11 protein-coding genes and 7 tRNA genes are annotated in these 13,159 nt (G+C 53.3%); 17 read left to right on the top strand and 1 reads right to left on the bottom strand.

Annotated elements, in window-relative coordinates; all coding sequences use genetic code 11:
• The first annotated feature begins 122 nt into the window (after window positions 1–122).
• The 13 genes from nagB to BN2591_RS11315 all read left to right on the top strand — a co-directional run bounded on the left by nagB (window position 123) and on the right by BN2591_RS11315 (window position 7,717).
• The gene (nagB, locus tag BN2591_RS11375) at window positions 123–923 is read left to right on the top strand and encodes a glucosamine-6-phosphate deaminase (protein WP_017455911.1); all 801 of its coding nucleotides are present in this window, start codon (window positions 123–125) and stop codon (window positions 921–923) included.
• Window positions 924–986: 63 nt separating this feature from the next.
• Window positions 987–2,135, top strand: coding sequence for an N-acetylglucosamine-6-phosphate deacetylase (nagA, locus tag BN2591_RS11370; protein ID WP_017455910.1), 1,149 nt, complete (start codon window positions 987–989; stop codon window positions 2,133–2,135).
• A 9-nt stretch (window positions 2,136–2,144) separates the two neighbouring features.
• Window positions 2,145–3,365 (top strand): DNA-binding transcriptional regulator NagC, encoded by a 1,221-nt coding sequence (gene nagC, locus BN2591_RS11365; protein WP_065368999.1) that lies wholly within the window; start codon window positions 2,145–2,147, stop codon window positions 3,363–3,365.
• A gap of 42 nt (window positions 3,366–3,407) precedes the next feature.
• Entirely contained in the window at window positions 3,408–4,160 is a 753-nt protein-coding gene (locus BN2591_RS11360; RefSeq protein WP_017455908.1) for an HAD-IIA family hydrolase, read from the top strand.
• Window positions 4,161–4,416: 256 nt separating this feature from the next.
• Entirely contained in the window at window positions 4,417–6,081 is a 1,665-nt protein-coding gene (gene asnB / locus BN2591_RS11355; RefSeq protein ID WP_065369000.1) for an asparagine synthase B, read from the top strand.
• A 218-nt stretch (window positions 6,082–6,299) separates the two neighbouring features.
• A tRNA-Met gene (locus BN2591_RS11350) sits at window positions 6,300–6,376 on the top strand.
• An 8-nt stretch (window positions 6,377–6,384) separates the two neighbouring features.
• Window positions 6,385–6,469, top strand: a tRNA-Leu gene (locus BN2591_RS11345).
• A gap of 23 nt (window positions 6,470–6,492) precedes the next feature.
• Window positions 6,493–6,567 (top strand) — tRNA-Gln (locus BN2591_RS11340).
• A gap of 35 nt (window positions 6,568–6,602) precedes the next feature.
• Window positions 6,603–6,677, top strand: a tRNA-Gln gene (locus BN2591_RS11335).
• 28 nt (window positions 6,678–6,705) lie between these two features.
• A tRNA-Met gene (locus BN2591_RS11330) sits at window positions 6,706–6,782 on the top strand.
• Between the two features lie 45 nt (window positions 6,783–6,827).
• Window positions 6,828–6,902 (top strand) — tRNA-Gln (locus BN2591_RS11325).
• A 33-nt stretch (window positions 6,903–6,935) separates the two neighbouring features.
• A tRNA-Gln gene (locus BN2591_RS11320) sits at window positions 6,936–7,010 on the top strand.
• 119 nt (window positions 7,011–7,129) lie between these two features.
• Window positions 7,130–7,717, top strand: a complete 588-nt coding sequence (locus BN2591_RS11315; protein ID WP_086871543.1) for a hypothetical protein — start codon at window positions 7,130–7,132, stop codon at window positions 7,715–7,717.
• Window positions 7,718–7,746: 29 nt separating this feature from the next.
• Here BN2591_RS11315 and ubiF read toward each other — a convergent pair whose 3' ends face one another.
• Window positions 7,747–8,922, bottom strand: a complete 1,176-nt coding sequence (ubiF, locus tag BN2591_RS11310) for a 3-demethoxyubiquinol 3-hydroxylase (protein WP_086871541.1) — start codon at window positions 8,920–8,922, stop codon at window positions 7,747–7,749.
• A gap of 171 nt (window positions 8,923–9,093) precedes the next feature.
• Here ubiF and miaB point away from each other — a divergent pair, with 171 nt between their 5' ends.
• The 4 genes from miaB to corC all read left to right on the top strand — a co-directional run bounded on the left by miaB (window position 9,094) and on the right by corC (window position 13,155).
• On the top strand, window positions 9,094–10,518 hold the full coding sequence (gene miaB / locus BN2591_RS11305) for a tRNA (N6-isopentenyl adenosine(37)-C2)-methylthiotransferase MiaB (protein ID WP_086871539.1): 1,425 nt from the start codon (window positions 9,094–9,096) through the stop codon (window positions 10,516–10,518).
• 142 nt (window positions 10,519–10,660) lie between these two features.
• Window positions 10,661–11,707: a PhoH family protein gene (locus BN2591_RS11300; RefSeq protein WP_065369003.1), complete on the top strand. Its 1,047-nt coding sequence runs from the start codon at window positions 10,661–10,663 to the stop codon at window positions 11,705–11,707.
• A complete protein-coding gene (gene ybeY / locus BN2591_RS11295; protein WP_065369004.1) occupies window positions 11,704–12,171 on the top strand; it encodes an rRNA maturation RNase YbeY in 468 nt (155 codons plus the stop codon). The genes BN2591_RS11300 and ybeY overlap by 4 nt, the downstream gene beginning before the upstream one ends.
• 105 nt (window positions 12,172–12,276) lie before the next feature.
• Window positions 12,277–13,155: a CNNM family magnesium/cobalt transport protein CorC gene (corC, locus tag BN2591_RS11290; protein ID WP_040016553.1), complete on the top strand. Its 879-nt coding sequence runs from the start codon at window positions 12,277–12,279 to the stop codon at window positions 13,153–13,155.
• Window positions 13,156–13,159: the final 4 nt, after the last annotated feature.

Raw genomic sequence — 13,159 nt, 5'->3', positions numbered from 1 at the left:
ATTTTATGATTAAAAATATCAGGACGGATTGCTCCCTTCTCTCTGTCGCGAACCAGGTTACGCTTAACGCTGAGTTAGCACGCATTCCGCCAACTTTCTTCATTTAACTTTTGAGGTGAACAATGAGACTGATTCCCCTGGCGACAGCTGAACAAGTCGGCAAATGGGCAGCCCGCCATATCGTCAATCGTATCAACGCGTTCAAACCGACCGCAGACCGTCCGTTTATTCTCGGCTTACCGACCGGTGGAACCCCGCTCACCGCGTACAAAGCGTTAGTTGAGATGCACAAAGCAGGCCAGGTCAGTTTCCAGCATGTTGTCACCTTCAACATGGATGAGTATGTCGGCTTGCCGAAAGATCACCCGGAAAGCTACCACAGCTTTATGCACCGCAATTTCTTCGATCACGTTGATATTCCGGCTGAAAATATTAACCTGCTCGATGGCAACGCGCCGGATATTGACGCAGAATGTCGCCGTTATGAAGAAAAAATCCGTTCTTACGGCAAAATTCACCTGTTTATGGGTGGCGTAGGCAACGATGGGCACATTGCGTTTAACGAACCGGCGTCTTCGCTGGCTTCGCGCACCCGTATTAAAACCCTGACCCATGACACCCGCGTGGCGAACTCTCGCTTCTTTGATGGTGACGTTAATCAGGTGCCAAAATACGCACTGACCGTGGGCGTGGGCACATTGCTGGATGCCGAAGAAGTGATGATCCTGGTGCTCGGCGGTGTTAAAGCACAGGCGCTGCAGGCGGCTGTTGAGGGCAACGTTAACCACATGTGGACCATCAGTTGCCTGCAGTTACATCCGAAAGCGGTCATCGTCTGCGACGAACCGTCCACGATGGAGCTGAAAGTGAAAACGTTGAAATACTTCAACGAGTTAGAAGCGGAAAATATTAAAGGTCTGTAAGTCAGTTCCCGCTCCGCGAGGCGGATCCTGCGGAGTGGTATACCTAGTTAACCGGGGGTAGTTATGTATGCTTTAACCCAGGGCCGGATCTACACCGGCCATGAAATTCTGGATGACCATGCGCTGGTCATCGCCAATGGTCTGATTGAACGCCTTTGTCCGCTGGCTGAGCTGCCAACAGGAATTGAACAACGCTCGCTGAATGGTGCCATCCTTGCCCCCGGTTTTATCGACGTGCAGCTTAACGGCTGTGGCGGCGTACAGTTTAACGACACCGCAGAAGCCGTTAGCGTAAAAACGCTGGAAATCATGCAGCAGGCGAATGAGAAATCCGGCTGCACCAGCTACCTGCCGACGCTGATTACCACCAGCGATGAATTAATGAAACAGGGCGTGCAGGTGATGCGCGATTACCTGGCTAAATACCCGCATCAGGCACTGGGTCTTCATCTGGAAGGGCCGTGGCTGAATATTGTTAAAAAAGGCACGCACAACCCGGAATTCGTGCGTAAACCGGATCCAGCGTTAGTCGACTTCCTGTGCCAGAACGCCGATGTGATCACCAAAGTTACGCTGGCCCCGGAAATGGCGGGCACCGAGGTGATTCGCCAGTTAGCTGACGCAGGCATCGTCGTTTCTGCCGGTCACTCCAATGCCACGCTGAAAGAAGCAAAAGCCGGTTTCCGCGCTGGGATCACGTTCGCCACACATTTATATAATGCGATGCCATACATTACCGGCCGTGAACCTGGTCTGGCAGGCGCAGTGCTTGATGACACAGACGTTTACTGCGGCGTGATTGCAGATGGCCTGCATGTCGATTACGTTAATATCCGTAATGCTAAGCGATTGAAAGGCGACAAACTTTGCCTGGTAACTGACGCGACAGCGCCAGCTGGGGCGAATATTGAGCAGTTCATTTTTGCTGGCAAAACAATATACTACCGTAATGGACTGTGCGTGGACGAAAACGGAACGCTGAGCGGTTCCTCCCTGACGATGATCGAAGGGGTACGAAATCTGGTGGAGCATGTCGGCATTGCGCTGGATGAAGCGCTGCGTATGGCAACACTCTACCCCGCTCGCGCCATTGGCGTTGACGAAAAGCTGGGAAGTCTCGCCGCGGGGAAAGTGGCGAACCTGACGGCGTTCACGCGCGATTATAAAATCATCAAGACCATCGTTAATGGCAACGAGGTCGTCACTGCATAAAGAGACGGTATGACATCAGGCGGACAAGCTCAAATCGGTAACGTTGACCTCGTAAAGCAGCTTAACAGCGCGGCGGTTTACCGCCTGATTGACCAACACGGCCCCATTTCGCGCATTCAAATTGCCGAACAAAGCCAGCTAGCTCCCGCCAGCGTGACAAAAATCACGCGCCAGCTTATCGAACGCGGGCTGATCAAAGAAGTCGATCAGCAGGCCTCCACCGGAGGCCGTCGCGCTATCTCCATTGTTACCGAAACCCGCAGTTTCCAGGCTATCGGCGTGCGTCTCGGGCGTTATGACACCACGCTGACCTTGTACGATTTGAGCAGCAAAGTGCTGGCGGAAGAGCATTACCCGCTGCCCGAACGTACCCAGGAAACGCTGGAACACGCGCTGCTCAACACCATCAGCCACTTTATTGAAACCAGCCAACGCAAAATCCGCGAACTGATCGCGATTTCCGTGATTCTGCCGGGTCTGGTAGACCCGGAAAGCGGGGTGATTCGCTATATGCCGCACATTCAGGTTGAAAACTGGGCACTGGTGGAAGCACTGGAAGAACGCTTCAAATTGACCTGTTTTGTCGGGCATGACATTCGTAGCCTGGCGCTGGCCGAGCACTATTTTGGGGCAAGCCAGGATTGTGAAGACTCCATTCTGGTGCGTGTGCACCGTGGGACGGGCGCCGGGATTATCTCTAACGGGCGTATTTTTATTGGCCGTAACGGCAACGTCGGCGAAATTGGGCACGTGCAAGTCGAGCCGCTGGGCGAACGCTGTCACTGCGGCAACTTTGGCTGTCTGGAAACTATCGCCGCCAATGCCGCGATAGAACACCGCGTTCGTCACCTGTTAGAACAGGGCTACCAGAGTCGCCTGACGCTGGAAGATTGCTCAATCAAGACCATCTGTAAAGCCGCCAACAAAGGCGATGCGCTGGCCTGTGAAGTGATTGAATATGTTGGCCGCCATTTGGGTAAAACCATCGCCATTGCCATAAACCTGTTTAATCCGCAGAAAGTGGTGATCGCCGGGGAAATTGTCGAAGCAGAAAAAGTGCTGCTCCCGGCCATTGAGGCGTGCATTAACACTCAGGCGTTAAAAGCGTTTCGCAAAAACTTGCCGGTGGTACCTTCCGCGCTGGATCACCGCTCGGCGATCGGCGCGTTTGCGCTGGTGAAACGCGCTATGCTGAACGGTCTGTTGCTGCAACGTTTGCTGGAAAACTGACAGCGTCTATCGTTAATACTTATTTTTTTATCCGGACAGTCCATGACCATTCAGAATGTAATCTGTGATATTGACGGCGTGCTGATGCACGACAACGTTGCCGTGCCGGGTGCTGCTGAGTTCATCACCCGCATCCTTGAAAAAGGCATGCCGCTGGTATTGCTGACCAACTACCCTTCGCAAACCGGCCAGGATCTGGCAAACCGCTTTGTCTCTGCTGGGATTGATGTGCCTGCCAGCGTCTTTTATACCTCTGCGATGGCAACCGCCGATTTCCTTAAGCGCCAGGAAGGGAAAAAAGCCTATGTGGTGGGCGAAGGCGCACTGATCCACGAGCTTTACAAAGCCGGTTTTACCATTACCGATATCAACCCAGATTTTGTCATCGTTGGCGAGACCCGTTCCTATAACTGGGAAATGATGCATAAGGCTGCGTTCTTCGTGGCGAATGGCGCGCGCTTTATCGCCACCAACCCGGACACCCACGGGCGCGGATATTATCCGGCCTGCGGCGCGCTGTGCGCCGGCATCGAAAAAATTTCCGGGCGTAAACCTTTCTATGTCGGCAAACCCAGCCCTTGGATCATCCGTGCGGCACTGAATACCATGCAGGCGCACTCAGAACAGACAGTGATTGTGGGTGATAACCTGCGTACCGATATCCTGGCGGGCTTTCAGGCCGGGCTTGAAACCATCCTGGTACTCTCCGGCGTATCGCGCATTGATGATATCGACAGCATGCCGTTTCGCCCGTCGTGGATTTATCCCTCGGTCGCGGAAATCGACGTTATCTAAACTTCACCACGTCTTCGGACGTGGTTTTTTATTTTCACCCCTGCCAAAAAGAACATCATTCAATAAAATGCGCATTATTTTGGCGATTCATCAATAATAGCGTCTTTTGCATACTCTTTTTTCAGCATTCAATAATCATCATTGCACTTTTTACTTTCAGCGCGGTAAAAGGCTTGCGCCCTGCCCCGTTTTTGCGGCATTTTGACTGCAAGCACACAACATTACAGCTTTGCACTCAAGGTTAACGGAGAAGTCTATGTGTTCAATTTTTGGCGTACTGGATATTAAAACCGACGCGGTCGAATTACGTAAAAAAGCGCTGGAATTATCCCGACTGATGCGCCACCGCGGCCCGGACTGGTCCGGTGTTTATGCAAGTGATAAAGCCATTCTGGCGCACGAACGACTCTCTATTGTCGACGTTAACGCCGGGGCACAGCCGCTCTACAACGAAAAGAAAACACATGCGCTGGCAGTGAACGGTGAAATTTATAACCACCAGGCGCTGCGCGCAGAATATGGCGACCGTTACGCATTCCAGACCGGTTCTGACTGCGAAGTGATCCTCGCGCTGTATCAGGAAAAAGGGCCGGAATTCCTCGACGACCTGCAAGGCATGTTCGCTTTCGCGCTGTATGACAGTGAAAAAGATGCTTACCTGATTGGCCGCGACCATATCGGTATCATTCCGCTGTACATGGGCCACGACGAACACGGCAACTTGTACGTGGCGTCAGAAATGAAAGCGCTGGTGCCGGTTTGCCGCACCATTAAAGAGTTCCCGGCAGGCAGCTACCTGTGGAGCAAAGACGGTGAAATCCGCTCTTATTATCAGCGCGACTGGTTTGACTACGATGCAGTAAAAGACAATGTGACCGACAAAGCGGGACTGCGCCAGGCGCTGGAAGATGCGGTGAAAAGCCATCTGATGTCCGATGTGCCATACGGCGTGCTGCTGTCAGGCGGCCTGGATTCTTCGGTCATTTCCGCCATCACCAAAAAATTCGCAGCCCGTCGCGTTGAAGATCAGGAGAAATCAGAAGCCTGGTGGCCACAACTGCACTCCTTCGCTGTAGGTCTGAAAGGCGCGCCGGATCTGAAAGCGGCGCAGGAAGTCGCCAACCATCTTGGCACCGTACACCATGAAATTCATTTCACCGTGCAGGAAGGGCTGGATGCGATTCGCGATGTGATTTACCACATTGAAACCTATGACGTGACGACGATTCGCGCCTCAACCCCGATGTATCTGATGTCGCGTAAAATCAAAGCGATGGGCATCAAAATGGTGCTCTCCGGCGAAGGTTCCGATGAAGTGTTTGGCGGTTATCTCTATTTCCATAAAGCGCCAGATGCCAAAGAGTTGCACGAAGAAACCGTGCGTAAACTGCAGGCCCTGCATATGTTTGACTGCGCCCGTGCAAACAAAGCGATGTCCGCCTGGGGTGTGGAAGCGCGTGTACCGTTCCTGGATAAAAAATTCCTTGACGTGGCCATGCGTATCAACCCGGAAGACAAAATGTGCGGCAGCAACGGCAAAATGGAGAAACACATTCTGCGCGAATGTTTTGAATCCTACCTGCCGGCAAGCGTGGCATGGCGTCAAAAAGAGCAGTTCTCCGACGGCGTTGGTTACAGCTGGATCGATACGCTGAAAGAAGTCGCCGCGCAGCAGGTAACGGATCAGCAACTGGCAACGGCCAGCTACCGTTTCCCGTACAACACGCCAGCATCGAAAGAAGCGTATCTGTACCGTGAAATTTTTGAAGAGCTGTTCCCGCTGGCGAGTGCCGCAGAATGCGTTCCTGGCGGTCCATCCGTTGCCTGTTCTTCCGCGAAAGCGTTTGAATGGGACGAAGCCTTCAAAACCATGAACGATCCGTCAGGTCGCGCGGTAGGTATTCACCAGTCAGCTTATTAATAAGTAATGGTTATTCTTACAGGCCCTGCGGGGCCTGTTGTTTTTTGTGCGCTGATTTAATGAATAAAATCAATTTTCGCCCAATAAAGCGTCATGCTGTTCGCAACCTAACCAAACAGTCACATTCCGGCAATTTTCGATGAAAAAGGTATTGACGCTGTAAGGCCCAATACGCATAATGCGCCCCGCAACGCCGATAAGGTAACGCGAAAAAAGATGGCTACGTAGCTCAGCTGGTTAGAGCACAGCACTCATAATGCTGGGGTCACAGGTTCGATTCCCGTCGTAGCCACCATCTTTTTTGCGGGAGTGGCGAAATTGGTAGACGCACCAGATTTAGGTTCTGGCGCCGCAAGGTGTGCGAGTTCAAGTCTCGCCTCCCGCACCATTCCCAAGTAAGCGTTGCACGGATGGGGTATCGCCAAGCGGTAAGGCACCGGTTTTTGATACCGGCATTCCCTGGTTCGAATCCAGGTACCCCAGCCATCTCTTCTTCGACTCCTGCGAAACGCACTAGTCGTTGGGGTATCGCCAAGCGGTAAGGCACCGGTTTTTGATACCGGCATTCCCTGGTTCGAATCCAGGTACCCCAGCCAGTCGATGACTGGGAAAGCAGTAAAACTTGGCTACGTAGCTCAGCTGGTTAGAGCACAGCACTCATAATGCTGGGGTCACAGGTTCGATTCCCGTCGTAGCCACCATATTTAAGGTCTAATGTTAAAACATTAAGCCTGAAAAAGATTTGTTGGGGTATCGCCAAGCGGTAAGGCAGTGGATTCTGATTCCACCATCCCGAGGTTCGAATCCTCGTACCCCAGCCATCTCAAAGACGTTTGCTTTCGCGAACGCACTTTTGGGGTATCGCCAAGCGGTAAGGCAGTGGATTCTGATTCCACCATTCCGAGGTTCGAATCCTCGTACCCCAGCCAACAAAACAAAAAAGCTCGCTTAGGCGGGCTTTTTTGTTTTCTACACATCCCCGGATGTTGGTAGTTAATCACTGCATAAAACGTATGGTAATTTATCCGCCACTCTCCTCTGAGTCAGCATGATGAACTATCAAAACACTGCCCTGCTAATTTATGCCCCGCTGTATGTACTCTTTGTGGTCACCGGTTTCGGTCTTGCTTTTATGGGCCTCTCCGCACCGATCTTTTATGGTCTCTGTATGGGGTTGGTCTTCCCGGTTGTCATATCCATGCGTCTGCATACGCTGAGCGAAAGCGGCCAGGCTCTGCTGCTGAAGGAGACAACTCACTGGACGGTGTATGTGCAGGGCATTCCGGTGCAGGAAACACGCTCATCGCTGAAAAACCCCTGCTTCTCTACGCCACAGCGCCTGCAGCAATTCTGTATGCGGACACTGCTCACAAGACTCGTGCTGCAAGTTGCGTCTGTCGCGCTACTGGTGCAACAGGCCAGCGCAAACCCGCTCTCCACGAGCTATGGGACGGCAGCCTTCGTGGCGCTGATTATTCTGCTGGTGCCGCTTTACCGCACAGTGCGGTTGCTGCGCAAAATGCACAATGGCGAATGGGCACTGCAACAGGTTGAAGGGATTGACGGGTATCAGGCCTTTTTTATCGACAAAAAAGGCGCGCACACGGCACTGGATAAATTATTGGCAATTATGTGAGTACTGCGGGCGCTGCGCCCGCAGACCTTTTACAATCCTAATGCGTACTTCAGCGCCTGCCGTTTCAACACGCCTGCGCGTTCCGCCGCCATCAGACCGATATTACGCAGCAGTCGCACCGGGCCGAGGGAGTTACTAAACCCGGCGTAAAACAGATCCATCCCGCTTTGCATAATAAAGTTATCCGCCATACGCCGCGTTTGATAGCGTTTTAGAATCTGCTGACTGGCCCAGACTTCACCGTGCGTACGCGCACTGGTCAATACATCCAGCAACGCATCCACATCGCGATACCCCAGATTAACGCCCTGCCCGGCCAACGGATGAATGGTATGCGCCGCGTCTCCCACCAGCGCCAGCCCCGGCCTGACATACTGCAGCGCATGACGGCGAGTCAGCGGAAAAGAGGCTGCGGCGACAGGTTTAACAGCACCTAAGCGCGCCGGGAAATGTCGGGCAATCTCTTGCTCCAGTTGCACCATCGTCAATGTCTGTAACTGGCGGATACGCGCCGGGCTGTCATACCACACCAGCGATGCCCAGTTATCAAACAGCGGTAAAAAGGCATGCGGGCCATCAGGCGTAAAATGCTGCCAGGTGCTGTCACCCGCTTCGTGTTCGCATTGAACAGTGATAAGCATGCAGGATTGCTGATACTGCCAGGCGTGAATGCCAATCCCCGCCGCTTGCCGTACCCAGGAATTCGCGCCATCGGCCCCTACCACCAGCTTCGCCGTTAACGTGTCACCATCCGCAAACGTTAATTGCTGATGCGCATCGTGCGCATGCAGCGCGGTTAATTCTTTCGCCGTAAGTAGCGTTACCTGCGGGTGCGCCTGTAACGCCTCCCACAACGCACGCTGTAGCACCGTGTTTTCCACCATATAACCGAGCAGCGGCAACTTCAGCTCGCGAGCGTCGAACACCACATGCGCATTTTCCCACTCCCAAGTTTCCAGTTGCCGATATGGATGGCAGCGCATGGCCTGAATGTTCTCCCAGACGCCCAGGCCTCGCAGCAACGCCACCGATGCGGCACTGATTGCCGAAATGCGTACGTCCGGCGGCAACGTTGCATCAAACGCCGCGGGCTCCTGTTTTTCAATCACGGTCACGGCAAAACCATGTTGCGCCAGCCCCAGTGCCAGCGCTCCGCCGACCATTCCGCCGCCGACGATAGCAACTTCAGTGGATTGATTTGTCATGGCTACTTATCCTTCAACGATAATCCGTCAAGTTTACCGGATTTTTTACCCCTTGAGGCTGACAACCGTCATACTGGTCAGCACGCGACCAAAGCATTACAATACGCGGCCTGCAATCCTGGCTGATACCCGTCATACTCAGCGTATACGAACTTAAGCAAGAGCAAGTCGATGACAAAAAAACTCCACATAAAAACCTGGGGCTGTCAGATGAACGAATACGATTCATCGAAGATGGCCGATCTGCTGGATGCCACTCACGGCTATCAACTGACCGAGGTGGCGGAAGAAGCGGATGTGCTGCTGCTTAATACCTGCTCAATCCGTGAAAAGGCTCAGGAAAAAGTCTTCCATCAGTTAGGCCGCTGGAAGCTGCTGAAAGAGAAAAACCCCGATCTGATTATCGGTGTTGGCGGCTGCGTAGCGTCTCAGGAAGGCGATCATATTCGCCAGCGCGCGCACTATGTCGACATTATTTTTGGGCCGCAAACCCTGCACCGCTTGCCGGAAATGATCAACTCCGTACGCGGCACCCGTAGCCCGGTAGTCGATATCAGCTTCCCGGAAATTGAAAAATTCGATCGCTTACCGGAACCGCGTGCCGAAGGCCCGACCGCGTTTGTATCAATAATGGAAGGCTGTAACAAATACTGCACTTACTGCGTGGTGCCTTATACCCGTGGTGAAGAAGTCAGCCGCCCTGCCGACGATATCCTGTTTGAGATCGCGCAACTGGCGGCACAGGGCGTACGCGAAGTGAACCTGCTTGGCCAGAACGTGAATGCCTGGCGTGGTGAAAACTACGATGGCAGCATCGGCACCTTTGCTGAATTGCTGCGCCTGGTCGCCGCTATTGATGGTATCGACCGCATCCGTTTCACCACCAGCCATCCGATTGAATTCACCGATGACATTATCGAGGTCTATCGCGACACCCCGGAGCTGGTGAGCTTCCTGCATCTGCCTGTGCAGAGTGGTTCTGACCGCATACTGAACCTGATGAGCCGCACGCATACCGCACTGGAATACAAAGCGATCATCCGTAAGCTGCGCGAGGCGCGGCCGGACATTCAGATTAGCTCCGATTTTATCGTCGGCTTCCCGGGTGAAACCACCGAAGACTTCGAAAAAACCATGAAGCTGATTGCCGATGTTAACTTCGACATGAGCTACAGCTTTATCTTCTCCGCACGCCCGGGCACGCCCGCTGCCGATATGGTAGATGATGTGCCGGAAGAGGAGAAAAAACAGCGCCTGTACATTCTGCAAGAGCGTATTAACCAACAGGCGATGGCCTGGAGCCGCCGTATGCTCGGCACGACCCAGCGCATCCTGGTAGAAGGTACTTCGCGTAAGAACATCATGGAGCTGTCCGGCCGCACCGAAAATAACCGCGTGGTGAACTTCGAAGGCAAGCCGGAGATGATCGGTAAATTTGTCGATGTGGAAATCGTCGATGTCTACCCGAACTCCCTGCGCGGCGTGCTGGTGCGTACCGAAGAGGAAATGGGACTGCGCGTGGTGGAATCACCGCAATCTGTTATTGCCCGTACGCGTAAAGAGAACGATCTCGGCGTCGGTCTGTACCAACCATAATGCCACCGGCCTGCCCTATCTGGCAGGCCTTGCTTTTCCCCTCGCCGACCCCAACATCTTGCGCAATGCTTGCGACTTCTTTATATGCCGTGAATAATTCCCTAATGGGCATAGCCCTCGACACATCGAAAAGAGGAACAGTTTGAATATAGATACGCGTGAAATTACCCTTGAGCCAGCGGACAACGCACGTCTGCTAAGTCTGTGCGGCCCGTTTGACGACAACATCAAACAACTGGAGCGGCGACTGGGCATCGAAATCAACCGCCGCGATAATCACTTCAAACTCACCGGACGCGAAATTTGCGTTAATGCCGCGGCCGATATTCTGCGCACCCTGTATGTCGATACCGCCCCAATGCGCGGTCAGATCCAGGATATCGAACCGGAACAGATCCATCTGGCTATCAAAGAAGCGCGCGTGTTGGAGCAGAGCGCCGAAAGCGTGCCGGAGTACGGCAAAGCAATTCATATCAAAACCAAGCGTGGCGTGATTAAACCGCGCACGCCGAACCAGGCGCAGTACGTCGCCAATATTCTCGACCACGACATCACCTTCGGCGTGGGTCCGGCGGGCACCGGTAAAACCTACCTTGCCGTCGCCGCTGCGGTGGATGCGCTGGAGCGTCAGGAAGTGCGCCGCATTCTGCTGACACGCCCGGCGGTAGAAGCGGGTGAAAAACTCGGCTTCCTGCCCGGCGATCTCAGCCAAAAAGTCGATCCTTATCTGCGCCCACTGTATGACGCGCTGTTTGAGATGATTGGCTTTGAACGCGTCGAAAAGCTGATTGAGCGTAACGTTATTGAAGTCGCGCCGTTAGCCTATATGCGCGGCCGTACGCTAAACGACGCGTTTATCATTCTTGATGAGAGCCAGAACACCACCATCGAACAGATGAAAATGTTCCTGACGCGTATTGGTTTTAACTCCAAAGCGGTGATTACCGGCGATGTCACGCAGATTGACCTGCCGCGCAACACCAAATCCGGTTTGCGTCACGCCATTGAAGTGCTGGCGAACGTCGACGAAATCAGCTTTAACTTCTTCCACAGCGAAGATGTCGTACGCCATCCAGTGGTTGCCCGTATCGTTATTGCCTATGAAGCGTGGGAAGAAGCCGAACAGAAACGTAAAGCAGAACTGGCCGCCGAGCGCAAACGCGAAGCCCAGGAGCAGGAGCAGAAATGAGTCAGGTGATCCTTGATCTACAGTTGGCGTGTGAAGATAACAGCGGCCTGCCGGAAGAAGCGCAGTTCCAGAAGTGGCTTGACGCCGTTATTCCGCAATTTCAGGAAGAAGCGGAAGTCACCATTCGCCTGGTCGACAATGCGGAAAGCCACGAACTGAACCTGACCTACCGCGGGAAGGATAAGCCGACTAACGTGCTCTCTTTCCCGTTTGAAGCACCGCCAGGGATCGAAATGCCGCTACTTGGTGATTTGATTATTTGCCGCCAGGTTGTGGAACAGGAAGCCCAGGAGCAAGGCAAACCGCTGGATGCTCACTGGGCGCACATGGTGGTGCACGGCAGTTTACACCTGCTCGGTTACGACCATATCGCAGACGATGAAGCCGAAGAGATGGAAGGGATCGAGACAGATATAATGCTTGCTCTGGGCTATGAGGATCCGTACATTTCCGAGAAAGAGTAAGTTGGCGCGCAGATTACTGCGCTCCACTCACTATAAATGCCGTCCGGCGCTGAGTTTACGCGCGACGAGCGACAGATTAACCAACACGAGAACCCACACGACGCCATGAGCGACGATAACTCACACAGTAGCGACAACACCAACAACAAAAAGGGATTCTTCTCCCTTTTACTCAGCCAACTCTTTCACGGCGAACCGAAAAACCGTGATGAACTGCTGGAACTGATCCGAGACTCCGGGCAGAACGAGCTTATCGACAACGATACGCGCGACATGCTGGAAGGGGTAATGGATATTGCGGACCAGCGCGTTCGCGACATCATGATCCCCCGCTCCCAAATGATTACCCTGAAACGCAACCAGACGCTGGACGAATGTCTCGATGTCATTATCGAGTCTGCCCACTCGCGTTTTCCGGTGATCAGCGAAGATAAAGATCACATCGAAGGGATCCTGATGGCTAAGGATTTGCTGCCTTTTATGCGCAGCGATGCCGAAGCGTTCAGCATGGAAAAAGTGTTACGCCAGGCGGTAGTGGTGCCGGAAAGCAAGCGTGTCGATCGCATGCTGAAAGAGTTCCGTTCCCAGCGCTACCATATGGCTATCGTTATTGATGAGTTCGGCGGCGTGTCCGGTCTGGTGACGATTGAAGATATTCTCGAGCTTATTGTCGGCGAAATCGAAGACGAATATGACGAAGAAGAGGATATCGATTTCCGCCAGCTTAGCCGCCATACATGGACAGTACGCGCACTGGCACCAATTGAAGATTTCAATGAAACCTTCGGCACCCACTTCAGTGATGATGAAGTAGACACCATTGGCGGTCTGGTGATGCAGGCGTTTGGCCACTTGCCTGCGCGCGGCGAATCGATTGACATTGATGGTTACCAATTCAAGGTCGCTATGGCTGATAGTCGACGTATTATTCAGGTCCATGTCAGAATGCCGGATGATTCTCCGCAACCGAAACTGGATGAGTAATGTA

Source organism: Kosakonia pseudosacchari, from assembly GCF_900184035.1.
In the GTDB taxonomy this organism is placed as follows: Bacteria; Pseudomonadota; Gammaproteobacteria; order Enterobacterales; family Enterobacteriaceae; genus Kosakonia; species Kosakonia pseudosacchari.
This window is presented reverse-complemented; position numbering and strand designations above follow the sequence as displayed.

Excerpts from the sequence above, each read along its gene's own strand:
- miaB (WP_086871539.1), top strand. The coding sequence starts at position 9,094 with ATGACAAAAAAACTCCACATAAAAACCTGGGGCTGTCAGATGAACGAA.
- nagA (WP_017455910.1), top strand. The coding sequence starts at position 987 with ATGTATGCTTTAACCCAGGGCCGGATCTACACCGGCCATGAAATTCTG.
- nagC (WP_065368999.1), top strand. The coding sequence starts at position 2,145 with ATGACATCAGGCGGACAAGCTCAAATCGGTAACGTTGACCTCGTAAAG.
- BN2591_RS11315 (WP_086871543.1), top strand. The coding sequence starts at position 7,130 with ATGATGAACTATCAAAACACTGCCCTGCTAATTTATGCCCCGCTGTAT.
- corC (WP_040016553.1), top strand. The coding sequence starts at position 12,277 with ATGAGCGACGATAACTCACACAGTAGCGACAACACCAACAACAAAAAG.
- asnB (WP_065369000.1), top strand. The coding sequence starts at position 4,417 with ATGTGTTCAATTTTTGGCGTACTGGATATTAAAACCGACGCGGTCGAA.
- nagB (WP_017455911.1), top strand. The coding sequence starts at position 123 with ATGAGACTGATTCCCCTGGCGACAGCTGAACAAGTCGGCAAATGGGCA.
- ybeY (WP_065369004.1), top strand. The coding sequence starts at position 11,704 with ATGAGTCAGGTGATCCTTGATCTACAGTTGGCGTGTGAAGATAACAGC.
- BN2591_RS11360 (WP_017455908.1), top strand. The coding sequence starts at position 3,408 with ATGACCATTCAGAATGTAATCTGTGATATTGACGGCGTGCTGATGCAC.
- ubiF (WP_086871541.1), bottom strand. The coding sequence starts at position 8,922 with ATGACAAATCAATCCACTGAAGTTGCTATCGTCGGCGGCGGAATGGTC.